Source organism: Streptomyces sp. NPDC041122 (assembly GCF_055592445.1).
In genome coordinates this window covers 1,070,063-1,096,357 of record NZ_JBVIYQ010000001.1, presented here as the reverse complement: position 1 = coordinate 1,096,357, position 26,295 = coordinate 1,070,063, and the positions used below count along the sequence as shown (strand labels likewise).

General features: G+C 71.6%; 26 protein-coding genes and 1 pseudogene. 19 read left to right on the top strand and 8 right to left on the bottom strand.

The window, feature by feature from the left end:
* Positions 1–307 precede the first annotated feature (307 nt).
* From ACZ6B8_RS04785 to ACZ6B8_RS04750, 8 genes are all read left to right on the top strand, one after another.
* Positions 308–1,297 (top strand): malate dehydrogenase, encoded by a 990-nt coding sequence (locus tag ACZ6B8_RS04785; protein ID WP_471606284.1) that lies wholly within the window; start codon positions 308–310, stop codon positions 1,295–1,297.
* 122 nt (positions 1,298–1,419) lie between these two features.
* Positions 1,420–1,665 carry a helix-turn-helix transcriptional regulator gene (locus ACZ6B8_RS04780; protein ID WP_471084777.1) on the top strand — a complete coding sequence of 82 codons (246 nt, stop codon included), beginning with the start codon at positions 1,420–1,422 and terminating at the stop codon, positions 1,663–1,665.
* Complete coding sequence (locus ACZ6B8_RS04775; RefSeq protein ID WP_471606283.1) at positions 1,665–2,216, top strand: hypothetical protein; 552 nt, start codon at positions 1,665–1,667, stop codon at positions 2,214–2,216. Before ACZ6B8_RS04780 ends, ACZ6B8_RS04775 begins: the two co-directional genes overlap by 1 nt.
* A 149-nt stretch (positions 2,217–2,365) precedes the next feature.
* Entirely contained in the window at positions 2,366–3,895 is a 1,530-nt protein-coding gene (locus tag ACZ6B8_RS04770) for an aldehyde dehydrogenase family protein (RefSeq protein ID WP_471084783.1), read from the top strand.
* 124 nt (positions 3,896–4,019) lie between these two features.
* Positions 4,020–5,555 carry a GMC family oxidoreductase gene (locus ACZ6B8_RS04765; protein WP_471084786.1) on the top strand — a complete coding sequence of 512 codons (1,536 nt, stop codon included), beginning with the start codon at positions 4,020–4,022 and terminating at the stop codon, positions 5,553–5,555.
* Positions 5,552–6,673, top strand: coding sequence for a quaternary amine ABC transporter ATP-binding protein (locus tag ACZ6B8_RS04760; RefSeq protein ID WP_471606282.1), 1,122 nt, complete (start codon positions 5,552–5,554; stop codon positions 6,671–6,673). The genes ACZ6B8_RS04765 and ACZ6B8_RS04760 overlap by 4 nt, the downstream gene beginning before the upstream one ends.
* Positions 6,673–8,640, top strand: a complete 1,968-nt coding sequence (locus ACZ6B8_RS04755) for an ABC transporter permease (protein ID WP_471606281.1) — start codon at positions 6,673–6,675, stop codon at positions 8,638–8,640. Before ACZ6B8_RS04760 ends, ACZ6B8_RS04755 begins: the two co-directional genes overlap by 1 nt.
* A 1-nt stretch (position 8,641) precedes the next feature.
* Positions 8,642–9,607 (top strand): ABC transporter substrate-binding protein, encoded by a 966-nt coding sequence (locus ACZ6B8_RS04750; protein WP_471084795.1) that lies wholly within the window; start codon positions 8,642–8,644, stop codon positions 9,605–9,607.
* Between the two features lie 66 nt (positions 9,608–9,673).
* Here ACZ6B8_RS04750 and ACZ6B8_RS04745 read toward each other — a convergent pair whose 3' ends face one another.
* Genes ACZ6B8_RS04745 through ACZ6B8_RS04735 form a run of 3 tightly spaced genes read right to left on the bottom strand, consistent with a single transcriptional unit; the run spans position 9,674 to position 11,408 of the window.
* Positions 9,674–10,405, bottom strand: coding sequence for an isocitrate lyase/PEP mutase family protein (locus tag ACZ6B8_RS04745; RefSeq protein WP_471084798.1), 732 nt, complete (start codon positions 10,403–10,405; stop codon positions 9,674–9,676).
* Entirely contained in the window at positions 10,399–10,845 is a 447-nt protein-coding gene (locus ACZ6B8_RS04740) for a carboxymuconolactone decarboxylase family protein (protein WP_471085068.1), read from the bottom strand. The genes ACZ6B8_RS04745 and ACZ6B8_RS04740 overlap by 7 nt, the downstream gene beginning before the upstream one ends.
* A gap of 17 nt (positions 10,846–10,862) precedes the next feature.
* Positions 10,863–11,408, bottom strand: coding sequence for a carboxymuconolactone decarboxylase family protein (locus ACZ6B8_RS04735; protein WP_471606280.1), 546 nt, complete (start codon positions 11,406–11,408; stop codon positions 10,863–10,865).
* Between the two features lie 46 nt (positions 11,409–11,454).
* On the opposite strand from ACZ6B8_RS04735, the gene pdxR reads away from it, so the two are divergent.
* On the top strand, positions 11,455–12,957 hold the full coding sequence (pdxR, locus tag ACZ6B8_RS04730) for a MocR-like pyridoxine biosynthesis transcription factor PdxR (protein ID WP_471606279.1): 1,503 nt from the start codon (positions 11,455–11,457) through the stop codon (positions 12,955–12,957).
* Positions 12,958–13,081: 124 nt separating this feature from the next.
* Here the strand turns inward: pdxR and ACZ6B8_RS04725 are convergent, their stop codons facing one another.
* Positions 13,082–13,927, bottom strand: a complete 846-nt coding sequence (locus ACZ6B8_RS04725) for a DMT family protein (RefSeq protein ID WP_471085070.1) — start codon at positions 13,925–13,927, stop codon at positions 13,082–13,084.
* Between the two features lie 201 nt (positions 13,928–14,128).
* Between ACZ6B8_RS04725 and ACZ6B8_RS04720 the strand changes: the two genes are divergently transcribed.
* Both ACZ6B8_RS04720 and ACZ6B8_RS04715 read left to right on the top strand, forming a co-directional pair.
* The gene (locus ACZ6B8_RS04720) at positions 14,129–14,518 is read left to right on the top strand and encodes a hypothetical protein (RefSeq protein ID WP_471606278.1); all 390 of its coding nucleotides are present in this window, start codon (positions 14,129–14,131) and stop codon (positions 14,516–14,518) included.
* A gap of 28 nt (positions 14,519–14,546) precedes the next feature.
* Entirely contained in the window at positions 14,547–15,731 is a 1,185-nt protein-coding gene (locus ACZ6B8_RS04715) for a glutathionylspermidine synthase family protein (RefSeq protein ID WP_471606277.1), read from the top strand.
* Between the two features lie 49 nt (positions 15,732–15,780).
* On the opposite strand, the gene rocD is transcribed toward ACZ6B8_RS04715, so the two are convergent.
* A complete protein-coding gene (gene rocD / locus ACZ6B8_RS04710; protein WP_471606276.1) occupies positions 15,781–17,019 on the bottom strand; it encodes an ornithine--oxo-acid transaminase in 1,239 nt (412 codons plus the stop codon).
* 365 nt (positions 17,020–17,384) lie between these two features.
* On the opposite strand from rocD, the pseudogene glyA reads away from it, so the two are divergent.
* The 3 genes and pseudogenes from glyA to ACZ6B8_RS04695 all read left to right on the top strand — a co-directional run.
* A pseudogene (gene glyA / locus ACZ6B8_RS04705) lies at positions 17,385–17,573 on the top strand (serine hydroxymethyltransferase); the annotation flags it as partial.
* A 103-nt stretch (positions 17,574–17,676) separates the two neighbouring features.
* Positions 17,677–18,690: a tryptophan--tRNA ligase gene (gene trpS / locus ACZ6B8_RS04700; protein ID WP_471084815.1), complete on the top strand. Its 1,014-nt coding sequence runs from the start codon at positions 17,677–17,679 to the stop codon at positions 18,688–18,690.
* An 85-nt stretch (positions 18,691–18,775) separates the two neighbouring features.
* Complete coding sequence (locus ACZ6B8_RS04695; protein ID WP_471084818.1) at positions 18,776–19,357, top strand: 2'-5' RNA ligase family protein; 582 nt, start codon at positions 18,776–18,778, stop codon at positions 19,355–19,357.
* 73 nt (positions 19,358–19,430) lie between these two features.
* Here the strand turns inward: ACZ6B8_RS04695 and ACZ6B8_RS04690 are convergent, their stop codons facing one another.
* Both ACZ6B8_RS04690 and ACZ6B8_RS04685 read right to left on the bottom strand, forming a co-directional pair.
* Positions 19,431–20,186 carry a decaprenylphospho-beta-D-erythro-pentofuranosid-2-ulose 2-reductase gene (locus ACZ6B8_RS04690; RefSeq protein WP_471084821.1) on the bottom strand — a complete coding sequence of 252 codons (756 nt, stop codon included), beginning with the start codon at positions 20,184–20,186 and terminating at the stop codon, positions 19,431–19,433.
* An 11-nt stretch (positions 20,187–20,197) separates the two neighbouring features.
* A complete protein-coding gene (locus ACZ6B8_RS04685) occupies positions 20,198–21,622 on the bottom strand; it encodes an FAD-binding oxidoreductase (protein ID WP_471606275.1) in 1,425 nt (474 codons plus the stop codon).
* A gap of 176 nt (positions 21,623–21,798) precedes the next feature.
* Here ACZ6B8_RS04685 and ACZ6B8_RS04680 point away from each other — a divergent pair, with 176 nt between their 5' ends.
* Genes ACZ6B8_RS04680 through ACZ6B8_RS04665 form a run of 4 tightly spaced genes read left to right on the top strand, consistent with a single transcriptional unit; the run spans position 21,799 to position 24,680 of the window.
* On the top strand, positions 21,799–22,320 hold the full coding sequence (locus tag ACZ6B8_RS04680) for a phosphatase PAP2 family protein (protein WP_471606274.1): 522 nt from the start codon (positions 21,799–21,801) through the stop codon (positions 22,318–22,320).
* Positions 22,313–23,266, top strand: coding sequence for a decaprenyl-phosphate phosphoribosyltransferase (locus tag ACZ6B8_RS04675; RefSeq protein ID WP_471606273.1), 954 nt, complete (start codon positions 22,313–22,315; stop codon positions 23,264–23,266). The genes ACZ6B8_RS04680 and ACZ6B8_RS04675 overlap by 8 nt, the downstream gene beginning before the upstream one ends.
* 2 nt (positions 23,267–23,268) lie before the next feature.
* Entirely contained in the window at positions 23,269–23,736 is a 468-nt protein-coding gene (locus tag ACZ6B8_RS04670; protein WP_471606470.1) for a GtrA family protein, read from the top strand.
* Complete coding sequence (locus tag ACZ6B8_RS04665) at positions 23,724–24,680, top strand: YihY/virulence factor BrkB family protein (RefSeq protein ID WP_471606272.1); 957 nt, start codon at positions 23,724–23,726, stop codon at positions 24,678–24,680. Before ACZ6B8_RS04670 ends, ACZ6B8_RS04665 begins: the two co-directional genes overlap by 13 nt.
* Here ACZ6B8_RS04665 and ACZ6B8_RS04660 read toward each other — a convergent pair.
* Positions 24,671–25,942 carry a D-alanyl-D-alanine carboxypeptidase family protein gene (locus tag ACZ6B8_RS04660; RefSeq protein ID WP_471606271.1) on the bottom strand — a complete coding sequence of 424 codons (1,272 nt, stop codon included), beginning with the start codon at positions 25,940–25,942 and terminating at the stop codon, positions 24,671–24,673. The genes ACZ6B8_RS04665 and ACZ6B8_RS04660 overlap by 10 nt on opposite strands.
* A 109-nt stretch (positions 25,943–26,051) precedes the next feature.
* Here ACZ6B8_RS04660 and ACZ6B8_RS04655 point away from each other — a divergent pair, with 109 nt between their 5' ends.
* The gene (locus tag ACZ6B8_RS04655) at positions 26,052–26,294 is read left to right on the top strand and encodes an SCO4848 family membrane protein (RefSeq protein ID WP_355803629.1); all 243 of its coding nucleotides are present in this window, start codon (positions 26,052–26,054) and stop codon (positions 26,292–26,294) included.
* Position 26,295: the final 1 nt, after the last annotated feature.

Genomic DNA, 26,295 nt, shown 5'->3' with positions numbered 1-26,295 from the left:
GTGGCAGCGCAGGCAGCCCTCCCTGGAAGGGGGGAGGGGGGGCGTGGGACACCCGACACCAACCCCCCCCCCCCCCCCCCCCCGACGTGGCGGCCGCCCCCCTCTTCAGGTGGGTGGTGCTGTGGGCCGGGACACAGTGACCCGGCGGTCCGGGGCAGCCCGGGCGCGATAGCCTGACGGCGGATCTCTCTTGATGCCAAGAGATCGATCATCGAGAGGCGATCGAGCGGTGTCGGCGGGGATCCAGGAACCAGGGGATCCACGGACGACAGGGACCCCCACCGCCAGCTGTCTTACGGAGATCGCCATGACCCGCACTCCCGTGAATGTCACCGTCACCGGCGCGGCCGGCCAGATCGGCTACGCGCTGCTCTTCCGCATCGCCTCGGGCCACCTGCTCGGCGCGGACGTGCCGGTCAACCTGCGCCTTCTCGAGATCACGCCGGCGCTGAAGGCCGCCGAGGGCACCGCCATGGAGCTCGACGACTGCGCCTTCCCGCTGCTGAACTCGATCGAGATCAGCGACGACCCGAACGTCGCCTTCGACGGCGCCAACGTCGCGCTGCTCGTCGGCGCCCGCCCCCGCACCAAGGGCATGGAGCGCGGTGACCTCCTGGAGGCCAACGGCGGCATCTTCAAGCCGCAGGGCAAGGCCATCAACGACCACGCCGCGGACGACATCAAGGTCCTGGTGGTCGGCAACCCCGCCAACACCAACGCGCTGATCGCCCAGGCCGCCGCCCCGGACGTACCGGCCGAGCGCTTCACCGCCATGACCCGCCTCGACCACAACCGCGCGCTGTCGCAGCTCGCGAAGAAGACCGGCTCCTCGGTCGCCGACATCAAGCGCCTGACCATCTGGGGCAACCACTCGGCCACCCAGTACCCGGACATCTTCCACGCGGAGATCGCCGGCAAGAACGCCGCCGACGTCGTGGGCGACCAGGCCTGGCTCGCCAACGAGTTCATCCCGACCGTCGCCAAGCGCGGCGCCGCGATCATCGAGGCCCGTGGCGCCTCGTCGGCCGCCTCGGCCGCCAACGCCGCCATCGACCACGTCCACACCTGGGTCAACGGCACCGCCGCGGGCGACTGGACCTCCATGGGCATTCCGTCGGACGGTTCGTACGGCGTGCCGGAGGGGCTCATCTCCTCCTTCCCGGTCACCACGAAGGACGGCGCGTACGAGATCGTCCAGGGCCTGGACATCAACGAGTTCTCGCGCACCCGCATCGACGCCTCCGTGCAGGAGCTCACCGAGGAGCGCGAGGCCGTCCGCGGTCTCGGCCTCATCTGAGTCGCAGTTCTTTTCCCGCCGCCCCTCGGCGGCCGCTCCCCAGCGGCCGCCGCGGGGCGGTTTTGTGTCTCCCGGGAGGGTGTTTGTTGAAATGCTGCTCACGAATGTAGTACTTCTTATACATGAGCGAGCAAGTGCACAACAGGCTGGCGATGGTGCGCGCCGAGCGCAAGGTGTCGCGGCAGAGCCTGGCCGAGGCGGTGGGGGCCCACTACCAGACCATCGGCTACATCGAGCGGGGGCAGTACAACCCGAGCCTGGATCTCGCACTGAAGATCTCCGCGTTCTTCGGGCTGCCGGTCGAGGCGCTGTTCTCCCTCGAACCGTTCCAGCCGCTCACCGACCAGGTCTACGGGAGGAACCACTGATGACGACCGCCGAGCAGCGCCCCCTGACCGCCTACGACCGGTGGATGCACCGGTTGATGAACCGCCGGGAGGCGGCCCCCTTCCACGCCACCGCCGCCCGCAGGCGGGCCATGGTCACCGTCCACGTGGCGCTGACCGCGGTGGCCGTCACCGTCTGGCTGTGCTCGGTCGTCGGCGATGAACGCTGGGCGACGTTCGCCATGCTGGGGCTGCTGTTGCCGTGGTGCTTCGTGACCGGCGTCATCAACAGCTCGACCCGCGGCCTGCTCGATCTGCGGGTGCGCGCGCTGGACGAGCGTCAGCGCGCGGAGCGCAGCCGCGTCGCGGCCACGGCCCAGCGGGTGATGCTGTGGCTGCTTCTCGCGGTCACCGTCGCGGCGGGCGCCGCCACCCTGAAGGGCGTGGACGTCGAAGGATTCCTCTTCCCCGTCCTCTTCGCCGTCTTCGTCGTGCACTGGCTGATGCCGCTGTGGGTGGCCGGTCTGGCGGTCGAGGACGAGCCGGCCGACGACGTCTTCGACGAGTTCGCCGGGGTCGCCGACACGCGGTGACCCGCGCCCTCCGGGCCGGCCGTCGCGCGTACGTTTGCCCCCGGTCCCCGCACACGCAGTGACACAGCGCACTTTCGGCCACAGGATGTGCATGGTTTCTCCGCCGGAGGGCAGGTGCACCCGGCTACCGCGAGTGACAGGCGGGGCAGATGACAGGAACGGAAGGCAAACGGGACGTGTCCGCACAACAGACCATTCATGTGGGCGGAGAGTGGCTTGCGGCCGCCTCCGGCGCCACCCGAGAGATCCTCGACCCGGCGGACGCCAAGCCGTTCGCCGTGATCGCCGAGGGCTCCACGGAGGACGTGGACGCCGCCGTCGCAGCCGCCCGCACGGCCTTCGACGAGGGCCCCTGGCCGGGCACGCCCGTCGCCGAGCGCGCCGCGCTGCTGCGCCGCGTCGCCGACCTCCTCGTACGCGACCGCGAGAAGATCGGGCTCCTGGAGAGCCGCGACGCGGGCAAGACCCTCGAAGAGGGCCGCGTCGACGTCGACTGCGTCGCCGACGCCTTCCGGTACTTCGCCGACCTGGTGATCGGCGAGGGCGCGGGCCGGGTCGTCGACGCCGGCTCCGAGGACATCCACAGCGTCGTCGTGCACGAGCCCATCGGCGTCTGCTCGATGATCACGCCCTGGAACTACCCGCTCCTGCAGGCCAGCTGGAAGATCGCGCCGGCCCTCGCGGCGGGCAACACCTTCGTCATCAAGCCGAGCGAGATCACGCCGCTGACGACGGTCGCGCTCATCGAGCTCCTCGTCGAGGCCGGGCTCCCCGCCGGCGTCGCCAACATCGTCACCGGCCCCGGCCACACCGTCGGCGCCCGGCTCTCCGACCACCCCGACGTCGACCTGGTCTCCTTCACCGGCGGCCTCGTCTCCGGCACCAAGGTCGCCCAGGCCGCCGCGCTCGGCGTCAAGAAGGTCGCCCTCGAACTCGGCGGCAAGAACCCCAACGTCGTCTTCGCCGACGCCTGCGCCACCGAGGAAGGCTTCGACACCGCCGTCGACCAGGCGCTCAACGCGGCCTTCATCCACAGCGGACAGGTCTGCTCCGCCGGTGGCCGCCTCATCGTCGAGGAGTCCGTGCGCGAGCGCTTCGTCGCCGAACTCGCCCGCCGGGCCCGGAAGATCAAGCTCGGCCGCGGCACCGAGGACGGCGTCGAGTGCGGCCCGCTCGTCTCCGCGCAGCAGCGCGAGAAGACCGAGATGTACGTGGCCTCCGCCCTGGAGGAGGGCGCGGTGCTCCGCTCCGGCGGCAAGCGCCCCGAGCCCAGCGACGTGCGGCCCGCCGAGGGCTACTTCTACGAGCCGACCGTGCTCGACCAGTGCCACCGCGAGATGAAGGTCGTGCGCGAAGAGGTCTTCGGGCCGGTGCTGAGCGTGGAGACCTTCCGTACCGAGGACGAGGCCGTCGCCCTCGCCAACGACACCGAGTACGGCCTGGCCGGCGCCGTGTGGACCAGCGACCAGGGCCGCGCCGCCCGGATGGCCCGCCGGATGCGCCACGGCACCATCTGGATCAACGACTTCCACCCCTACCTGCCGCAGGCGGAGTGGGGCGGCTTCGGCAAGAGCGGTGTCGGGCGCGAGCTCGGGCCCGCGGGTCTCGCCGAGTACCGCGAGTCCAAGCACATCTACCAGAACCTGGCGCCGCAGCCGGTGCGCTGGTTCGCGGGCTGACAGCCGGCACACGAGGGATACGCGCGGGGCGGCACGTCCGCCCCGCGCGCAACACGTTCAAGCGCCCCCGCTCATGACGCGCAAGCACCTTGGCACGACCTCGCAGGAAGAGGAGCACGTACGCATGTCTGACCAGACCGAGTTCGACTACGTCATCGTCGGTGGCGGCACCGCGGGATCGGTGATCGCGTCCCGGCTCACCGAGAACCCGGACCTCACTGTCGCCGTCATCGAGGGCGGCCCCAGCGACATCGACCGGGAGGACGTCCTCACGCTGCGCAAGTGGCTCGGCCTGCTCGGCGGCGAGCTGGACTACGAGTACACGACCACCGAGCAGCCGCGCGGCAACTCGCACATCCTGCACAGCCGCGCCAAGGTCCTCGGCGGCTGCTCGTCGCACAACACGCTGATCTCCTTCAAGCCGCTGCCGTCCGACTGGGACGAGTGGGAGGCGGCCGGCGCCACCGGCTGGAACGCGAAGGCGATGGACCCCTACTTCGGCAAGCTGCGCAACAACATCGTGCGCGTCGCCAAGAAGGACCAGAACCAGATCGCCACCGACTGGGTCGCGGCGACGAAGACCGCGCTCGGCGTCCCCGAGGTCGTCGGCTTCAACGACAAGCCCTTCGACGAGGGCGTCGGCTTCTTCGACCTCTCGTACCACCCGGAGAACAACAAGCGCTCCTCCGCCTCGGTCGCCTATCTGCACCCCCACATGGAGGCCGGTGACCGCCCGAACCTCCACCTCTTCCTGGAGACCTGGGCCACCAAGCTGGAGCTGGACGGCAAGACCGCCCGCGGTGTGCACCTCCGCACCAAGGACGGCGCCGAGAAGCTGTTCACCGCCCGCCGCGAGGTGCTGGTCTGCGCCGGCGCCGTCGACACGCCGCGGCTGCTCATGCACTCCGGCATCGGCCCGAAGAAGGACCTCGAAGCCCTCGGCATCCCGGTCGTCCACGACCTGCCGGGCGTCGGCGAGAACCTCATCGACCACCCCGAGTCGGTCATCGTCTGGGAGACGAACGGGCCGATCCCCGGCAACTCCGCGATGGACTCGGACGCCGGTCTCTTCGTGAAGCGGGACCCGGACCACAAGGGCCCGGACCTGATGTTCCACTTCTACCAGATCCCGTTCACGGACAACCCGGAGCGCCTCGGCTACGAACGCCCCGAACACGGCGTCTCGATGACGCCGAACATCCCCAAGTCCCGCTCCCGCGGCCGCCTCTACCTGACGTCGGCCGACCCCGAGGTCAAGCCCGCCCTCGACTTCAAGTACTTCGAGGACGAGGACGACTACGACGGGCGGACCCTCGTCGACGGCATCAAGCTGGCCCGCAAGGTCGCCGAGGCCGAGCCCTTCAAGAAGTGGCTCAAGCGCGAGGTCTTCCCCGGTCCCGACGTCACCGACGACGCCGAGATCAGCGAACTGGTGCGCAAGGCCGCGCACACCGTCTACCACCCGGCCGGCACCTGCCGAATGGGCGCTTCCAGTGATGAACTCGCCGTGGTCGACCCGGAGTTGAAGATCCGGGGCCTGGCCGGAATCCGTATCGCGGACGCATCCGTCTTCCCGACGATGCCCGCCGTGAACCCGATGATCGGAGTACTCATGGTCGGGGAGAAATGTGCCGAGATCCTCGGGGGTGACGGCCGATGAGCGAGGCCACCGTGACCAGCACGGACCACACGACCGGGCAGGACGCGTCCGACGGGCCCGTCTTCGCCGTCCGCAACCTCTGGAAGGTCTTCGGACCCGGCGCCGAGCGAATACCCGGCAACACCGAGGTGCACGACCTCAGCCCCGCCGAGCTGCGGGAGCGCACCGGCTGCACCGCCGCCGTGCGCGACGTCTCCTTCGACGTCAAGAAGGGTGAGGTCTTCGTCGTCATGGGCCTGTCGGGCTCCGGCAAGTCCACCCTCGTCCGCTGCCTCACCCGGCTCATCGAGCCCACCTCCGGCAGCCTCGCCATCGACGGCGAGGACGTCCTCGCCATGGACAAGTCCCGCCTGCGCGAACTGCGCCGCCACCGCGCCGCCATGGTCTTCCAGCACTTCGGCCTGCTGCCGCACCGCTCGGTCCTCGACAACGTCGCGTACGGCCTGGAGATCCAGGGCGTCGCCAAGGCCGAGCGCCGCGCCAAGGCCCTCGACGTCGTCAAGAAGGTCGGCCTCGAAGGGCTCGAACAGCGCAAGCCGGGCCAGCTCTCCGGCGGCCAGCAGCAGCGCGTCGGCCTCGCCCGCGCCCTCGCCGTCGACCCCGAGGTCCTCCTCTTCGACGAGCCGTTCAGCGCCCTCGACCCGCTGATCCGCCGCGACATGCAGGAAGAGATCTGCCGCCTGCACGACGAAGAGGGCCGCACGATGGTCTTCATCACCCACGACCTCAGCGAGGCCCTCCGGGTCGGCGACCGCATCGCCCTGATGCGCGACGGCCGCGTCGTCCAGCTCGGCACGCCCGAGGAGATCGTCGGCTCCCCGGCCGACGACTACGTCCGCGACTTCGTGCGCGACGTGGTGCGCGCCGACGTGATGACCGTGCGCAGCGCCATGCGCCCCGCCGCCGAGGGCGAGGAGACCCGCGGCGCCGCCCTCGCGCCCGACGCCAAGGTCTCCGAGGCCATCGAGGCCGTCGCCCGCACCGGCTCCCCGGTGCGCGTGATGGACGGCAAGCGCTGCCTGGGCGTGGTGGACCACGCCGGGCTGCTCGCCGTGGTCGCGGGGACCTCGGCCCCCGCGCCTGACAGGGCCCCCGGCCAGGGCGAGGTGGTCGCCTGATGGCCACCGCCACCGCCTCAGGACCCGTACGGGATACGGGAATCGGCGCGCTCCTCCGCCACCGTGCCGTCGGCAAGCTCCTGCTGCTCGCCGTCGCCGCGGCCGTCCTCGTGCCGATCGTCAACGCCAAGTGGGCCTCCGGTGCCTGGCCCGACGCGCTCACCGTCGACCTGACCGAGCCGCTCGGCAGGACCACCGACTGGATCATCGACAACCGCGACAGCCACCCGCTGTTCATCTACTTCCTCGGGCACGTCAGCAACGCCATCGTGCTCTCCGTGCGCGGCGTCTACCTCGTGCTCCTCGCGGCCGGCTGGGCCGGTGTGACCGTCGGCGCCGGGCTCGTCGCCTGGCGGGTGGCGGGCGTCAGGCTCGCCGTCATGGCGTCCGCCGCGTTCGCCGTGTGCGGTCTGCTCGGCATGTGGGTGCCGACCATGCAGACGCTCGCCCTGATGATCGTCGCCGTCCTCGTCTCGGTCGTGATCGGGCTGCTGCTCGGCCTCGCCGGCGGCCTCAACGACCGGATCTTCCGGATCCTGCGGCCGGTCCTCGACACCATGCAGGTGCTGCCCGCGTACGCGTACCTGCTGCCGTTCGCGCTCGTCTTCGGCATGGGCGTCCCGGCCGCCATCATCGCCACCGTCGTCTACGCCGCCCCGCCGATGGCCCGGCTCACCGCGCTCGGTCTGCGCGGCGCCGACGCCGGCGTGATGGAGGCGGTGACCTCGCTCGGCGCGACCGGCCGGCAGCGGCTGTTCTCCGCCCGCTTCCCGCTCGCCGCCAAGCAGCTCCTGCTCGGCCTCAACCAGACGATCATGATGGCGCTCTCCATGGCCGTCATCGCCTCGGTGATCGGCGCCGGCGGCCTCGGCGACCGCGTCTACCAGGCGCTCTCCACCGTCGACGTGGGCCAGGCGCTCGCCGCCGGCATCCCCATCGTGCTGCTCGCCGTGGTCCTCGACCGGGTCACCGGCGCCGCGGGCGAACACGCCGGGGCCGGCGCCGAGGACACCTCCGCGCTGCGCGGTTGGCGTGGCTGGTCCGTCGCCGCCGCCGGCACCGTCGTCGCCGCGCTCGCCGCGCGCTTCGCGGACCGCGTGGACTGGCCGACCGACTGGGTCGTCAACATCGCCCCGTCGGTGAACACCGCCAAGGAGTGGATGGTCGACCACATCTACACCGGCGTGCCCGTCGTCGGCGGCACCGCCGACTGGGCCTCGCACTTCACCACCTGGGTCCTCAACCCGGTCAGGGACGGCCTGCAGGGCCTGCCCTGGTGGTCGGTGCTGCTCGTGGTCGCCGCGCTCGCCTGGCTGATCGGCACCTGGCAGACCGCGCTGACCGCCGTCGCCGCGATGGCCGCGATCGGCGTGCTCGGCGTCTGGGACAAGTCCCTCGACACCCTCGCGCAGGTCCTCGCCGGTGTCGCCGTGACGCTGGTCCTCGGCTTCGCGACCGGCATCGCGGCCGCCCGCAGCAAGCGCTTCGAACGCCTGCTCAGGCCGGTGCTCGACGTCTTCCAGACGATGCCGCAGTTCGTCTACCTGATCCCGGTCGTCGCCCTCTTCGGCATCGGCCGCGCCCCCGCGGTCGCCGCGGCGGTCGTCTACGCGCTGCCCGCCGTCGTCCGCATCACCACGCAGGGCCTCGGCCAGGTCGACGCCGCCGCGATGGAGTCCTCGCGCTCGCTCGGCGCCTCCGGCTGGCAGCAGCTGCGCAAGGTCCAGCTGCCGCTGGCCCGCCCCGCGCTCATGCTCGCCCTCAACCAGGGCGTCGTCCTGGTCCTCGCCGTCGTCGTCATCGGCGGTCTGGTCGGCGGTGGCGCGCTCGGCTACGACGTCGTGTTCGGCATCGCCCAGGGCGACCTGGCGACCGGCCTGGTGGCCGGCGCCGCGATCGTCTGCCTCGGCCTGATGCTCGACCGCGTCACGCAGCCCACGGCCCGCCGTGCGAAGAAGGGAGCGTGACATGCGCGTTCGTACGCGTGTCATGAGCGCCGCCACGGCCGCCGGTGCGCTGCTCGCGCTCTCCGGCTGCGGCGCCGCCGACATGAGCAAGCAGGCGTCTCCGTACGCGAACGCCGAGGGTGCCAAGACGGTGACCCTCTCGGTCCAGTCCTGGGTCGGCGCGCAGGCGGACGTCGCCGTCGCCGAGTACCTGCTCAAGAACGAGCTCGGCTACCGCGTCGACAAGGTCCAGATCGACGAGGTGCCCGCCTGGGACGCCCTCAGCCAGGGCCGCGTCGACGCGATCATGGAGGACTGGGGCCACCCGGACCAGGAGCAGCGGTACGTCAAGGAGAAGAAGACGATCGTCCCCGGCGGCGACGTCGGCGTGACCGGGCACATCGGCTGGTACGTCCCCACGTACTTCGCCAAGAAGCACCCGGACGTCACGAACTGGAAGAACCTCAACAAGTACGCGAAGCAGTTGCGTACGTCCGAGAGCGGCGACAAGGGCCAGCTCATGGACGGTTCCCCGTCGTACGTGACGAACGACAAGGCCCTGGTGCAGAACCTGGGCCTGGACTACCAGGTCGTCTTCGCGGGGTCCGAGGCGGCGCAGATCACCCAGATCGAGCAGTTCGCCAAGCAGCGGAAGCCGTTCCTCACCTACTGGTACAAGCCGCAGTGGCTGTTCGAGAAGGTGCCGATGACGGAGGTGAAGCTGCCGAAGTACAAGGAGGGCTGCGACGCCGACCCCGCCAAGATCAAGTGTGCCTACCCGCACACGCCGCTGCAGAAGTACTTCAACGCGGACTTCGCGAAGAACGGCGGCGAAGCCGCGGAGTTCCTGAAGAACTTCACGTGGTCGGAGGAGGACCAGAACGAGGTCTCCCTGATGATCGCGGACAAGAAGATGTCGCCGGACGACGCGGCGAAGACGTGGATCGACGAGCACAAGTCGAAGTGGAAGGGGTGGCTGCCCAAGTAGGGCAGCCCCGCAGCCCCGCCGCCGCGTGCCGGGTGCCCGTCGAACGGGCGCCCGGCACCGCCATGTCTACGCCAGCTGTCCGGCGATGTCCCGCAGGGCCGCCATCGTGCGGTGCAGCAGGCCGGGGCCGAAAGTGACGCGGGTCGCGCCCAGTTCGCCGAGCTCGCGCAGGGACGGCCCGTCCGGCCGCGCCACCACGTTGATCGGGCCCTCGATCCCCGCCCGCAGCGCGGGAATCGCCTCGGTGGGCGCCATGATCGGGTAGACGCAGTCCGCGCCGGCCGCCACGTACGCGCGGGCCCGCGCGATGGCTGCGCCGGGGTCGGTGTCGCCCCGGATGAAGGTGTCCACGCGGGCGTTGACGAAGAGCCGGTCGCCCGCGGCCTCCCGTACCGCCGCGAGGAAGTCCGCCTGCGCGGCGGGGTCCTTGAGGGGGCTCGCGCCGCCCTCGCCGCCGGTGGAGTCCTCCAGGTTGCAGCCGACCGCGCCCGTCTCCAGGAGCCGCTCCACCAGTTCCTTCGGGGCCAGGCCGTAGCCGGCCTCGACGTCCGCGGTCACCGGCACGGCGACGGACCGCACGATCCGCCGGATCGCCGCGAACATCTCCTGCGGCGGCACCTGCCCGTCCTCGTACCCGAGGGAGAGCGCGACACCGGCGCTGGGCGTGGCGAGCGCCTCGTATCCCTTCTCCTCGAACACCCGGGCGCTCGCGGCGTCCCACGGGCCCGGCAGGACCAGCGGTCCGTCGGCCGCCGACCGCCGGTGCAGGGCGCGCAGTGTGTCGACGTGGTTCACCATGCCGGGCCTCCGGGTGCGATGCGGCGGCTGACCATCAGCCGGTTCCAGCTGTTGATGACGGCGATCACGCCGAGGAGATGGGCGAGCCGCTCCTCGTCGAAGTGCGCGGCCGCCCGCGCGTAGACGTCGTCGGGCACGAAGCCGTCGGTGAGTACGGTGACGGCCTCCGTCAGCGCGAGAGCGGCGCGTTCCCGCTCGCCGAAGAGGTCGCCCGCCTCCTCCCAGGCGTTGAGCAGGGCGATGCGCTTGGGGTCCTCGCCGTTCTTCAGGGCGACGTCCACGTGCATGTCGAGGCAGAACGCGCAGGCGTTGATCTGCGAGGCCCGCATCATCACCAGCTCGGCGAGCACGGGGTCGCCGAGCCCCTGCTTGGCGGCGGCGCTGAGCGCGCTCAGCGCGCCGACGACGCCCTTGTCCAGCTGGGTGGTACGCGTGCCCAACTGCGAGGTGGACGCGCTCACTTGGCCGCTCCCGACTTGTAGTGGCCCGGCACCTGGCGGGTGCTGACGCCGAAGCGGTTCCACGCGTTGATGACGGTGATCGCGGCGATGAGCTGGGTCAGCTCCGCCTCGTCGAAGTGCTCGGCCGCCTGCGCGTACACCTCGTCCGGCACGAAGCCCTCGGTCAGGACGGTGATCGCCTCGGTCAGCTCGATCGCGGCGACCTCCTTGGCCGTGTAGAAGTGCCGCGACTCCTCCCAGGCGCTGAGCTGGATGATGCGCTCGACGCTCTCGCCCGCGGCGAGGGCGTCCTTGGTGTGCATGTCGAGGCAGTACGCGCAGTGGTTGAGCTGCGAGGCGCGGATCTTGACGAGCTCGCCGATCACCGGGTCGAGTCCCTTACGGGCGGCCGCGTCGAGCTTGATCATGGCCTTGAACACCTCGGGCGCGTGCCGGCTCCAGTCGAGACGGGCGGTGTGCTCGTGGAGGTGGGCGGCGGGGGTGGAGGCGCTGGTGGTGTCGGCCTGGCCGGTCGGTTCGGTGGTGGTCGTGTGCGTCGTCATGCTTCGACCCTACGGAAGCGGTAGCCCACGGGTATGGTCCATTTCCATGGGAGAAACGTGGGCCACTTCTGCGGACACCGGCAAGGACGGGAACGCCGGTACGGGTGACACGGGCGGCACCCGAGGCGGTGTCCTGGGCGTCGACCTCCACCTGGAGACGGGCGGCGGCGTGTCCCGGCACGGGGTGCGCAAGGGGCTGACGGACGCGCTGCGGGAGGCGGTGCGCGGCGGCCGGCTCGCCCCCGGCACCCGGCTGCCGTCCTCCCGCTCCCTCGCCGTGGACCTGGGCGTCGCCCGGAACACGGTGGCCGACGCCTACGCCGACCTGGTCGCCGAGGGCTGGCTCACGGCGCGCCAGGGCTCGGGCACCCGGGTGGTCGAGCGCGCGATCGCCCCGCCGGTGCGGCCCGCGCGGCCCCGCAGGACGGGCGGCGCGCCGAGGTACGACCTCGGCCCCGGCACGCCGGACCTGTCGACGTTCCCGCGCGCGGAGTGGCTCAAGGCGGTCCGCCGCGCGCTGGCCACCGCGCCGGCCGACGCGCTCGGTTTCGCCGACCCCCGGGGGCGCGTCGAACTGCGCACGGCCCTGGCCGACTACCTGGCGCGGGCCCGCGGCGTGCGCGCCGACCCGGACCGCTTGATCATCACCGCGGGCTTCATCCACGCCCTGTCGGTCCTCGGCCGGGTTTTGAAGGCGCGCGGGCTGCCCGAGGTGGCCGTGGAGGCGTACGGCCTCGACCTCTACTGGAACCAGTTGCACCGGGCGGGCCTGCGCACGGTTCCGCTCGGCTTCGACGAGCGCGGCACGGACGTGGCGGGGCTGCGGGCCGACGCCGACGGGCGCCGCGGTCCGGCGAAGGCGGTGCTGCTCACCCCCGCGCACCAGTTCCCGATGGGCGTGCCGCTCCACCCCGACCGGCGGGCGGCCGTCGTCGACTGGGCGCGACGCGAGGGCGGGGTGATCCTGGAGGACGACTACGACGGGGAGTTCCGCTACGACCGCCAGCCCGTCGGCGCGCTCCAGGGCCTGGACCCCGAACGCGTCGTGTACTGCGGCACGGCCAGCAAGTCCCTCGCGCCGGGGTTGCGGCTCGGGTGGATGGTGCTGCCGTCGGGCCTGTGGGAGGAGGTGCTCGCCGAGAAGGAGGCGGGCGGCGCGTCGTGCGGCGCGGTGGAGCAACTGGCGCTGGCGGAGTTCATCACATCCGGGGCGTACGACCGGCATGTACGCGCCGCCCGACTGCGGTACCGGCGCCGCCGCGACCAACTGGTGGCGGCGCTGGCGGCACGGGCGCCGCAGGTGCGGGCCACGGGCATCGCGGCGGGCCTGCACGCGGTGCTCGAACTCCCGCCGGGCACCGAACAGTCGGTGGTCCAGGCGGCAGGCTGGCAGTACCTGTCGGTCCACGGCCTGACGTCCTACCGCCACCCTCAGGCGACCCTGGCCCCGACCGAGCGCAGGGACGCGCTGGTGGTGGGCTACGGGACACCGGCGGAGCATGCGTGGGCGGGGGCGTTGGAGGCGTTGTGCAGGGTGCTGCCGGGGTGAGGGAATCTCCCGGGGCCGGGGCGCCGGTGAGGCAATGTCAGCCCGTCCGGCGGTTGAGGAGCGGGGTCCGGGGCGGAGCCCCGAGGCGTGCGGCGAAGGGAACCCGCACGAAACCCCACCGAGCTCAAACGGTGACCGCCCCCGCACCGCTCCCGGACTCAGGCTCACCGAACCGCGCCAGCGCCAACGCCCCCACCACCGCCACAGCGAACCCCAGCACCGCCAGCCACTCCAGCCCGTCACGCGTACGGTCACCCAGCCACACCACACCCACCAGCGCGGGACCGATCGTCTCGCCGATCACCAGACCGGCGGTGGCCGTCGTCACCGAGCCGCGCTGCAACGCCGACGTGAGCAGCAGGAACGCCGAACCGCCACCCACCAGCAGCGCGTACGTCGCCGGATTGGTGAGGAGCGCACCCGGCGCCATGTCGTCGATGAGCCGTACGGTCACCTCCACCACCCCGAAACCGCACCCCGCGCCCAGGCCGAGCGCCAGCGCCCGCCCCCGCCCGGGCAACCGCCCGGCCACCGCGCCGAGCAGCAGAACGGCGAAGGCGATGCCCAGCATCACGTACCGCAGGGTCGTCGAGCCGGCCCGCTCGCCCTCGTCACCGGAGGCGAGGCCGAGCATCGCGAGCCCCGCGCACACGACGGCCACGGCGCCCCATTCCACGCCGCTGAGCCGTACCCGCAGCAGCCGGGCCGCGACCACCGCCGTGACGGCGAGGCTCGCGGCGAGCGCCGCGCCCACCGCGTAGATCGGGATGGTCCGCAACGCCACGATCTGCAGCAGGAATCCGAGCCCGTCGAGGCCGAGCCCCACGAGGTAGCGCCACTGGCGCAGGGCGCGCAGCAGCAGCGCCGCGTCGACACCGGAGCCGGTGCCGGGCGCGGTGGCGCGCGTACCGACCGCCTGAAAGACCGAGGCCGTGCCGAAGCAGACCGCTGAACCGAGAGCGCAAATCATCCCAAGAGACACGAAGTGACTGTAGAGGACGCCGAGTAGGCGCGATCCGCGGGGAACCACCGGGCAAGCGACTGGCCCGGACCGCCGAGGCTTACCTACGCTGATCGCGCACGCCGCGCCACGCGGCACACGCAGCACGACGACGCCGGACGACGCCGGACGACGCCGGACGACGCGGGACAACGGGGGAGCAGAAACATCATGGCGCAGAAGCAACCACGACGGCTGAGGTCGAGCACGGTCGTGCTCGGCGGCATGGGCGTCCTCGCGGCGGCCCTGACCTCCTGCGGCTCGGACCCCGACCGCCGCTGCGTGGACCGCGACAGCTACGACACCCTCAAGGGCTACCACGTCGTCAGCGACAGCAAGTGCAAGTCCGGCACCTCGGGTTCGTCCGGCTCGTCCTCCTCGGGCACATCCCGCAAGGGTTCCCACGGCACCGGCACCGGCAAGGCCTCGGGCCGCGTCGACGCCGCCTGGTACTACGACGCCGACGTCGACGGGCGCTACGCGGACGACGGCACCTTCAGCCGCAGCGAGGCCGTCGACCGGGACGGCTTCGGCTGCTCGGGCGGCAGCGGCGGCGGCTGAACGGACGACGAGACGCGACACACACGCCATGGAACGCCACACCATAGAGCCGCGCCCCGGCTGGCAGCAGACCGTCGAGGACCAGGGGCTCATCTACCCCCTCACGCGCTACCCCGACGACACTCTGCGCCCCTACTGGGACGAGAGCGCCTACTACGTCTTCTCGCTCCCCGAGGTGGAGGCCCTGGAGGAGGTCGTCGAGGAACTGCACGCGATGTGCCTGGCCGCCGCCGCGCACATCGTCGAGCACGACCGCCTCGCCGACCTCGGCATCACCGACCCACGCGTGGCCGCCGCCGTCACCGAGGCCTGGCGCCGCCGGGCGGAACTCCCGTCCCTGTACGGCCGTTTCGACCTGCGGTACGACGGCACGGGCCCGGCGAAGATGCTGGAGTACAACGCCGACACCCCCACCTCCCTCGTCGAGGCCGCGAGCCCGCAGTGGTTCTGGATGGAGGAGCGCTTCCCCGGCGCCGACCAGTGGAACTCCCTGCACGAGCGCCTCGTCGACGCCTGGAAGAAGCAGGCCGGGCTGCTGCCGCCCGGCGGCCCGCTGTACTTCGCCCACTCCGCGGCCGACGAACTCGGCGAGGACCTGATGACGGTCGCGTACCTGCGCGAGACGGCCGAACAGGCGGGCCTCGCCGCCGAGTCGATCTCCATGGAGGACATCGGCTGGGACCGCCTCTCGCGCCGCTTCGTCGACAAGAAGCTCCGGTTCATGCGCAGTTGCTTCAAGCTCTACCCGTGGGAGTGGCTGACCACCGACCGCTTCGCCCCGCACGTCCTGGAGACCCTCGACAACGGCGGCGGCACGGGCTCGACGCTGTGGATCGAACCCGCCTGGAAGATGCTGCTCTCCAACAAGGCCCTCCTCGCCATCCTCTGGGAGCTGTACCCCGGTCACCCGAACCTCCTCCCCGCCTACCTGGACGGCCCGCGCGAACTCGCCCGCGCACGCGGTTACGTCGCCAAGCCGCTGCTCGGGCGCGAGGGTGCAGGAGTGACGGTGCACGAGCCGGGCGCCGAGCCCGCCCGCCGCCAAGAAGCCTGCTGCTACCAGGAGTTGGCTCCCCTCCCGGACTTCGACGGCAACCGGGTCGTGCTCGGCGCGTGGGTCGTCGAGGACGAGGCGGCGGGCCTCGGCATCCGGGAGTCGTCCGGCCTGATCACCGACGAGTACGCGAGGTTCGTACCGCACGTGATCCTGTGAGCCCGCACGACTCCCCGTAGGAGCACCGGACCGGTTCCGACGCAAGGCCCTAGCTCAGCACCGCCCGCAGCTGGTCCAGGCCCCAGTCCAGGTCCTCCTTGCTGATCACCAGCGGCGGCGCGATGCGGATCGTGGACCCGTGCGTGTCCTTGACCAGCACCCCCCTGTCCATCAGCTTCTGGGAGATCTCCCGTCCCGTGCCGTACGACGGGGCGATGTCGACGCCCGCCCACAGCCCGCGCCCCCGCACCTGCGTCACCTTGCCCGTGCCGGTCAAAAGACCCAGCTCGGCGTGGAGATGCTCGCCCAGCTCCGTGGCCCGCTGCTGGAACTCGCCCGTCTCCAGCATGGCCACCACCTCCAGGGCCACCGCACAGGCGAGCGGATTGCCGCCGAACGTCGACCCGTGCTCGCCCGGCCTGAACACCCCGAGCACATCGGAGTCGGCGACCACCGCCGACACCGGCACCACGCCACCCCCGAGCGCCTTGCCCAGCAGGTACACGTCCGGCACCACGCCCTCGTGCTCGCACGCGAACGTCCGTCCCGTCCTGCCGAGACCCGACTGGATCTCGTCCGCGACGAAGAGGACCTGCCGCTCCCGGGTGAGCTCCCTGACCCCCGGCAGATAGCCGGCCGGCGGCACGAGGACCCCTGCCTCGCCCTGGATCGGCTCCAGCAGCACGGCCACGGTGTCGTCGGTGACCGCGGCCCGCAACGCCTCCAGGTCGCCGTAGGGCACGATCTCGAAGCCCGGCGTGTACGGCCCGTAGTCCGCCCGCGCCTCCTCGTCCGTGGAGAAGCTGATGATGGTCGTGGTCCGGCCGTGGAAGTTGTCCGCCGCGACCACGATCTTCGCCTGTCCGTCCGGCACGCCCTTGACCCGGTAGCCCCACTTGCGCGCGGTCTTCACGGCCGTCTCGACCGCCTCCGCGCCGGTGTTCATCGGGAGCACCATCTCCTTGCCGCAGAGCCCGGCGAGGCGCGTACAGAACTCGGCGAACCGGTCGTGGTGGAAGGCCCGCGACGTCAGCGTCACCCGGTCCAGCTGCGCCTTCGCGGCGTCGATCAGCCGGCGGTTGCCGTGCCCGAAGTTGAGGGCGGAGTACCCGGCGAGCATGTCGAGGTAGCGGCGCCCCTCCACGTCGGTCATCCACGCGCCCTCGGCCGTGGCGACCACGACGGGCAGCGGATGGTAGTTGTGCGCGCTGTGCGCCTCGGCCGAGGCGATGAGCTGCTCGCTGCTCGTCCGGGAACTGTTCGTAGCGGAAGATGACGTACTCGACACGGGGTCTCCGTTCGTCCTGCGGCTGGGCGCGGGTGTGGCGCCCCATTCCTATCGTCGCTCGCATCGCGGACGAAGAAACCTGCCGAACCGGCGTGCCCGCCAGGGTGGCCCCGACAGCACGGTGACTGGCGCACGGGGGACGGACCCCGAGGAAGCCGTGCGAGGCAGGACCTTCGAGGTGCCGACCCCCTCCAAGCTCTCGGCTCCGCTCGACCAGGGGATGCCCCATCGGCACCCCGGGGACACGACCGGACACCGACCGCTCGCCCCGGAGGACGCCATGACTCTCCCTTTCCCCTGCACGAGGCGTCCCGGCCCTCCTTCCGCGACTACGACCACGCGGTCGTCGACAATGCCGAGGCTCTGACCCGAGGAAGCCCTTCGACCCCTCCGGCGTCCGCATCGGCACCCCCTCCCTGACCTCCCGCGGCCTCGGCACGCACCGCATGGCGACCGTCGCCGACCGGATCGACCGCGCGGTCGCCGCCGCGCACACCGGGGACGAGGCCGCCCTCACGAAGATCAGGTCCGAGGTGGCCGACCTGATGACCTCCCCCTGTGCCCTCACCCTCCTGGCGCACCGGCCGTGGCGGATCGGTGCCCACCCGTCACACACCTGTTTCCGAGCTAGGAGAGTCACCTGAGAGAATGGGCACCATGGCCTCTGAACGACCTCGTGTGCTCTCCGGAATCCAGCCCACCGCCGGCTCGTTCCACCTCGGCAACTACCTCGGAGCGGTCCGCCAGTGGGTGGCGCTGCAGGAGTCCCACGACGCCTTCTACATGGTGGTGGACCTGCACGCGATCACGCTGCCGCAGGACCCCGCCGACCTGCGCGCCAACACCAGGCTCGCCGCCGCCCAGCTGCTGGCCGCCGGCCTCGACCCGGAGCGCTGCACGCTCTTCGTCCAGAGCCACGTCCCCGAGCACGCCCAGCTCGCCTGGGTGATGAACTGCCTCACCGGTTTCGGCGAGGCCTCGCGCATGACGCAGTTCAAGGACAAGTCCGCCAAGCAGGGCGCCGACCGCGCGTCCGTCGGCCTCTTCACGTACCCGGTCCTGCAGGTCGCCGACATCCTGCTGTACCAGGCCAACGAGGTGCCGGTCGGTGAGGACCAGCGTCAGCACATCGAGCTCACCCGCGACCTCGCCGAGCGTTTCAACGGCCGCTTCGGGGAGACGTTCACCGTGCCGTCGGCGTACATCCTCAAGGAGACGGCGAAGATCTACGACCTTCAGGACCCGTCGATCAAGATGAGCAAGTCGGCGTCCACGCCGAAGGGCCTCATCAACCTCCTCGACGAGCCCAAGGCCACCGCCAAGAAGGTCAAGAGCGCCGTCACCGACACCGACACCGTGATCCGCTACGACGTGGCGGAGAAGCCGGGTGTGAGCAACCTCCTCAGCATCTACTCCACGCTCACCGGAACCGGTATCGCGGAACTGGAGCAGAAGTACGCCGGCAAGGGCTACGGTGCGCTGAAGACCGACCTCGCCGAGGTCATGGTCGAGTTCGTGACTCCCTTCCGGGACCGCACCCAGCAGTACCTGGACGACCCGGAGACGCTCGACTCGATCCTGGCCAAGGGGGCGGAGAAGGCCCGTGCCGTCGCCGCCGAGACCCTCGCGCAGGCGTACGACAAGGTGGGCTTCCTGCCCGCCAAGCACTGATCCTCCGGACCGGACGAGCACAACAGCACCACGCTGCCCACCGGGCAGCGTCCCCTGCCCATGGACACGACGACAGGAGTACGACGTGGGGACCGTAACGATCGGCGTCTCGATCGCGGTCCCGGAGCCACACGGCAGCCTGCTCCAGGAGCGGCGCGCGAGCTTCGGGGACCCCGCGGCGCACGGCATCCCCACGCACGTCACCCTGCTGCCGCCGACCGAGGTGGAGGCGTCGGCGCTGCCCGCGGTCGAGGCACATCTGCTCTCGGTCGCGGCGGCCGGCCGCCCCTTCCCGATGCGCCTCTCCGGGACGGGCACCTTCCGCCCGCTGTCCCCTGTGGTCTACGTCCAGGTGGTGGAGGGCGGCTCGGCCTGCTCCTGGCTCCAGGAGCGGGTCCGGGACGCGTCGGGGCCGATCCAGCGCGCACTGCAGTTCCCGTACCACCCGCATGTGACGGTGGCGCACGGCATCTCCGAAGAGGCCATGGACCGCGCGTACGAGGAGCTCTCGGAGTACGGGGCCGCGTGGCCGTGCACCGGCTTCGCCCTCTACGAGCAGGGCTCCGACGGGGTCTGGCGCAAGCTGCGGGACTTCGCCTTCGGCGGCTGTGTGGTGCCCCCGCAGGCCTCGGCCCCGGTGGCACGGGGCACACTGCCCGCCTGCTGACCGGGGCCGGGGTGCGACGCGCCCGGGGCACGGCGGGCGCGCCCCGGGAGCGCCTGAAGGGCTCTGGGAGGCCCTACAGAGGCAGTCGCCGGAAGACCGGCCGCGGCACGTGCCGCAGTGCCGACATCACCAGCCGGAGCGCCCCCGGCACCCACACCGTCTCCGAGCGGCGCCGCAGGCCCGTCTCGATGGCCTCCGCGACCGCGTCCGGCGTGGTCGCCATGGGGGCCTCCTCCAGGCCCGCCGTCATCTTCGAGCGCACGAACCCGGGGCGGACGACCATCACGTGCACCCCGGTGCCGTGCAGGGCGTCACCGAGGCCCTGGGCGAACGCGTCGAGGCCCGCCTTGCTGGAGCCGTAGATGAAGTTGGAGCGGCGCGCGCGCTCACCCGCCACGGACGAGAGCACCACCAGGGAGCCGTGCCCCTGTGACTGCAGCGCCCGCGCGCAGACCAGGCCCGCCGAGATCGCCCCCGTGTAGTTGGTCCGGGCGACGCGGACCGCCGCGAGCGGCTCGTCCTCGTCGCGGGCCTGGTCGCCGAGGATGCCGAAGGCGAGCAGCACCATGTCGATGTCGCCCTCGGTGAAGATCTTGCCGAGGGACTCCTCGTGGGACTCGGGGTCGAGCGCGTCGAAGGCGACGGTGTGCACCTCCGCGCCCATGTCGCGCAGGCCGGCCGCGGCCTTCTCCAGGTCCGGCGACGGACGGCCGGCCAGCCACACCGTGCGGGTGCGGCGGGCCACGAGGCGCCGCGCGGTGGCGAGGCCGATCTCCGAGGTGCCGCCGAGGACGAGCAGGGACTGAGGGGTGCCGAAGGCGTCTTTCATGGTCCGGTCTCCTAGAGGGCGAGGCGGCGGGAGAGGTCCGAGCGGAACACGCCGCGCGGGTCCAGTTCGGCCCGCAGGGCGCGGAAGTCGTCGAGCCGGGGGTACATCGCGGCGAGCATGTCGGGCCGCAGGCGGGAGTCCTTGGCGAGGTAGACGCGCCCGTCCGCGGCGGCCACCTCCTCGTCGAGCTCGTCGAGGAAGGCGCCGAGCCCGGGGAGGTTCGCCGGGATGTCGAGCGCGAGCGTCCAGCCGGGCATCGGGAAGGACAACCAGCCCGGATCGCCCTCTCCGAAGCGCTTCAGTACGGCGAGGAAGGACGGACAGCCGCGCTCCGAGATGCGCTGCACGATGCGGCGCAGGGCCTCCTCCTTCCCGTACCCGACGACGAACTGGTACTGCACGAAGCCGCCGCGGCCGTAGATGCGGTTCCAGTGCGGGACCCCGTCCAGGGGGTGGAAGAAGGTGGAGATCTTCTGCAGCTCGCCGGTGCGTGAGCGGGGCGCCTTGCGGTACCAGAGCTCGTTGAAGAGGCCCACCGAGGCCTTGCCGAGCAGGCCCTCCGGCAGGAACGAGGGGGCCGCGGGGAACTGTCCCGGACGGAACGCCAGAGGGGCCCTGCGCGCGCGTGCCCGCCGCGGAAGCGCGTCCAGCGGGGCGTGGTCGCCGCGGGTGAGGACCGCGCGGCCCATGGCGGCGCCGCGGGCGAGCAGGTCGATCCAGGCGACCGAGTAGCGGTAGCGGTGGTCGGTGGCGGCGAGGCGGGCCATCAAGTCGTCGAGGTCGGCGGCGCGTTCGGTGTCGACGCTCATCAAGGACGTCTCGACCGGCAGGAGTTGCACGGTCGCCGCGAGGATCACGCCCGTGAGGCCCATGCCGCCGGCCGTCGCGTCGAACAGGTCGCTGCCGGGCTCGACGGTGCGGACCGTGCCGTCGGCGGTCAGCACGTCCATCGACAGGACGTGGCGGGAGAAGGAGCCCGAGACGTGGTGGTTCTTGCCGTGGATGTCGGCGCCGATCGCGCCGCCGACCGTCACGTATCGCGTCCCCGGGGTCACCGGCACGAACCAGCCCAGGGGCAGCAGGACTTCCATCAGGTGGTGCAGCGACACGCCCGCGTCGCAGACCACGGTGGCCGCCGGGGCACCGGTCTCCGTCGTCCGCGTGGTGTCGATGACGCGCACCCGGTCGAGGCCCGTCATGTCGAAGACCGCGCCGCCCGCGTTCTGCGCGGCGTCTCCGTAGGCACGGCCGAGGCCACGGGCGATGCCGCCGCGCTCCCCGCAGTCGCGCACCGCGGCGGCGGCCTCCTCCTGCGTACGGGGTCTCACCAGCCGGGCGGTGGTCGGGGCGGTGCGGCCCCAGCCGGAGACGGAGACGGGGACCTCGGACGACGCCGGGGCGGGGGCGAGGGAATCGGCGGGGGAGTCGGCAGACATGAAGGCGACGGTATCGCCCGCAAGTGGGCGGTTCGCCCCAAGCTGTCCCGGCTCTCACCGAAATGGGTGATTAAGAGAGTGTCAGCATAGATTGACCCCATTATCGGGAGATTGCCTAGAAGAGTCGAGATGCCCAGCCCTCGAGTGTCTTCGCATCTCTTCGAAAAAGAGGCCACATGTACGACATGGACCACAGGTTGCTGTCGGCCCTGCGCGACTGCGGCACCGACCCGCGCGTGGCGTCCGCCGCGCGCGCACTGTCCCGTACCGGCGAGCACGGCGCGCTGTGGATCGTCGCCGGTCTGGCCGGCGCCGCCGTCGACCGCGAGCGCCGCGGCGCCTGGCTGCGCGGCACCGCGCTCACCGCCGCCGCACACCTGGCCAGCATGGGCGTCAAGCGGATCGTCCGCCGCCCCCGCCCCGGCGACCACCACGGCGCGAAGCCCCTCGTGCGGACCGTGGGCCGCCACTCCTTCCCCAGCTCGCACGCCACCTCCGCGGCGGCGGCCACCGTCGCGTACGGCGCGCTGCGCCCCGTCGGCGCCCGGCTCGTCCCGCCGCTGGCCGCCGCGATGTGCGTCTCCCGCCTGGTCGTCGGCGTCCACTACCCCTCGGACATCGCCGCCGGCGCGGCCCTCGGCGCGCTCACCGCGCGCGCGGGCGCCGCCTGGATGAACGGAGGCCGCCGCGATGCCTGAACGTGCCGCCACCGTCCTGGAGCGGCCCAGCCCGCCCCGCAAGCCGCGCACGGGAGCCGTCGGACTGCCGCTCGGCCTCCTGAAGACCGCACGCCCCCGCCAGTGGGTGAAGAACATCCTCGTCGTCGCGGCCCCCGCCGCGGCCGGCGAGCTCTTCTCACGCCACGCGCTCGTCCAAGTCGCGATCGTCTTCGCCCTGTTCACGGCCGCCGCGTCCGCCGTCTACCTGATCAACGACGCCCGCGACGCCGACGCCGACCGCGCCCACCCCACCAAGTGCCGCAGGCCGGTCGCCGCCGGGCAGGTCCCGGTGCCCGTCGCGTACGCCGTGGGCGGGCTCCTGGCCGTCCTCGCGCCCACGGCGGCCGCCCTCCTGTGCACGCCGCTCACCGCGGCGCTCTTGGCCGCCTACGTCGCCATGCAACTCGCCTACTGCATCAGCCTCAAGCACGTCCTCGTCGTCGACCTCACCATCGTCACGACCGGCTTCCTGATGCGCGCCATGATCGGCGGTCTGGCGCTCGACATCCCGCTCTCGCGCTGGTTCCTGATCACCACGGGCTTCGGCGCCCTCTTCATGGTCTCCGCCAAGCGCTACTCCGAGGCCGTGCAGATGTCGGGGAGTTCGGAGCGACTGGGCGCCACGCGCGCGTTGCTCACCGAATACACCACCGGATACCTGCGCTTCGTGTGGCAGCTCGCCGCGGGCGTCGCCGTCCTCGCGTACTGCCTGTGGGCCATGGAGGAGGGCGGCACCGCCAGCGGCCTGCTGCCCTGGCGCCAGTTGTCCATGACGGCCTTCATCCTCGCCATCCTGCGCTACGCCGTCTTCGCCGACCGGGGCACCGCGGGCGAGCCCGAGGACGTCGTCCTGAGGGACCGGGCGCTCGCCGTCATCGGGCTGGTGTGGCTCGCGATGTACGGGCTCGCGGTCGCGGACTGGTGAGCCTGCGCGCGCGACTGCGGTCGCTCGGCCCCGAGCTGCTCGGCTTCGCGGCCGCCGGCATCTGCGCCTACGCCGCCGACCTCGGCCTGTTCGTCTGGCTGCGCGGCCCCGTGGGCCTGGACCCGCTGACCGCCAAGGCGCTCTCCTTCGTGGCGGGCTGCTCGGTCGCCTACGCGGGCAACGCGCTCGGCACCTACCGGCGCAGGGCCGCCGGGGTCTCGCGGCTGCGCCAGTACGCGGTGTTCTTCGCCGTCAACATCGCGGGCGCCCTCGTCCAACTGCTGTGCATCGCCGTGTCCCACTACGGGCTCGGTCTCACCTCGCAGCGCGCGGACACCGTCTCGGGCGCCGGAGTCGGCATGGCACTCGCCACAGTCCTGCGGTTCTGGGGTACCCGGACCTTGGTCTTCCGTACAGCGGGCAGGACACCAGGCAGCACAGCAGGCACGGAGGCGTCATGGACTGGCTGAAGAAACTGCCCGGGATCGGGCCCCTGGTCGAGAAAGGCATGCGCACGCACGCGTGGCAGGCCTATGAACGGCTCGACCAGGTGCACTGGACGCGGCTCGCGGCCGCCATGACGTTCATCAGTTTCCTGGCGCTCTTCCCGCTGCTCACCGTCGCCGCCGCGGTCGCCGCGGCGACGCTGTCGAAGAAGCAGCAGAACACCCTCGAGGGCAAACTCTCCGAGCAGGTGCCCGGCATCTCCGACCAGTTGAACCTGGACGCCCTGGTCGCCAACGCGGGCACCGTGGGCCTCGTCGCGGGCGCCCTGCTGCTCTTCACCGGCATCGGCTGGGTCGGCTCGATAAGGGAGTGCCTCAGGGCCGTCTGGGAGCTCGCCGACGAGGAGGAGAACCCCGTCCTGCGCAAGGCCAAGGACGCCGGTGTGCTCCTCGGGCTCGGCGGCGCGGGTCTCGCGTCGTTCGCCGCGTCGGGTCTCGCCTCGCTCGCCGTCGGCTGGACCGCCGACCTCCTGGGCGTCGACGAGAAGGGCTGGGGCGCCGTCCTGCTCCAGGTCATCGCGTTCGCCCTCGCCGTCCTCGCGGACTTCCTGCTGCTGCTCTACGTACTGACGCTGCTGCCCGGCGTCCAGCCGCCGCGACGCGCGCTCCTCACCGCCGGGCTCATCGGCGCGGCCGGCTTCGAGCTGCTCAAGCTGCTGCTCGGCGGCTATATGAAGGGGGTCGCGTCGAAGAGCATGTACGGCGCCTTCGGCGTACCCGTCGCGCTGCTCCTGTGGATCAACTTCACGGCGAAGCTGCTGCTGTTCTGCGCGGCGTGGACGGCGACGCGGAGGGCCTCGCGCACGGAGGCGGCGCGGGACGCCGGAACCACCGACGAAGCCGAAGAGGCGGCCTCCGAAGAGACCGCCTCCACCGTCACACCCCCCGGAGAGAGCCGTCAGCCCTGACGCTCCCGGCGCCCCGCCTGCCCCGGCAGCGGCAGCCTGCGCCTGATCACGAAGGCACCCGCGGCCAGCACCGCGAGGACGCCGCCCGCGATGGCGAAGGCCACGCCCATGCCGTTGCCGCCGCCGTCGTCGGAGGAGTGCGCCGCGTTCTCGGTCCCGTCCGCCGCGCCGCCGCCGCTGCCCGGGGCGCCCTTGCCCGCGCCGCCCGTGGCGGCCCCCTTCGGGGCCACCAGCTGACCCACCGGGTCGACCTTGCCGGCCGCCTGGAAGCCCCAGTCGAAGAGCCGCGCGGTCTCCTTGTAGACGGCGTGCGCCTCCGTGGAGGAGGGGTTCATGACGGTGACGAGGAGGACCTTGTCGTTGCGCTCGGCGACACCGGTGAACGTGTTCCCCGCGTTCGAGGTGTAGCCGTTCTTCACCCCGGCGATGCCCTTGTAGGGGGTGACGCCCTCTCCGCCGGTGAGGAGCTTGTTGGTGTTCTGGATGCCGAAGGACTCGCGCTTGGTCTTGCCCTTGTCCTCGCCCTTCTCGATCTTCTTCGTCTCGCCGGGGAACTGGGCGGTGGCCGTCGCGCAGTACTCGCGGAAGTCCTTCTTCTGCAGCCCGGAGCGGGCGAACAGCGACAGGTCGTACGCGGAGGAGACCTGCCCCTTCTCGTCGTAGCCGTCCGGCGTGACCACGTGGGTGTCGAGCGCCTGCAGGTCCTCGGCGTGCTTCTGCATGTCCTCGACGGTCTTCGGCACGCCGTCGTTCATCGCCGACAGGACGTGCACCGCGTCGTTGCCGGAGCGCAGGAAGACGCCCAGCCACAGGTCGTGGACGGTGTACGTCTCGTGCTCCTTGATGCCGACCATGCTGCTGCCGGCGCCGATGCCCGCCATGTCGGAGGGCGCGACCTTGTGCTTCTGCGTCTTGGGGAACTTCGGCAGGACCGTGTCCGCGAAGAGCATCTTCAGGGTGCTCGCCGGGGGCAGCCGCCAGTGCGCGTTGTGCGCGGCGAGCACCTCGCCCGTCTCGGCGTCGGAGACGATCCAGGAACGCCCCGTCAGCTCCTTGGGCAGCACCGGCGCACCCGGCTTGAGCTTGACCTGCGTACCGGCCTCACCGAGCTGGGCGCCGCCCACGGTGGACATCCTGGAGGGGGGCTTCGGCTGGTCCTCGTCTTCTCCCGGCTTCCCGTCCGCCAGCGCGGGCGCTGCGGTCGACATGGTCAGCAATGCGGCGGAAGCGACGAACATGGCGGTCTTTTTTACGGCAGGCACGGACGAGAACGTACAGGGCCGGGCTGTGTGCGTCTGCGCCGAGGTGGGCTGTGTCCCGTCGTCCCCACCCCGGCGGCGGTGCGCGAGGGGAGCTCGCGATACTGAACGCATGAAGCTCAGCCGCCCTGTCTCCTGGTTCCTGCTCGCCTTCGGGGTGTGGAGCTGGTTCATCTGGATCACTTTCGTCAAGAACCTGTGGAAGGACGGCAGTGGGCTGGCCTTCGACGACGCGGACAACCCGACCGGGTACTTCTGGGTGCACCTGACGCTTGCCGTTGTCTCCTTTGCCTTGGGGACGGTGGTGGGGGTCATCGGGTTCCGCGGAGTCCGCGCTCTGCGGAGAACGTCATAGC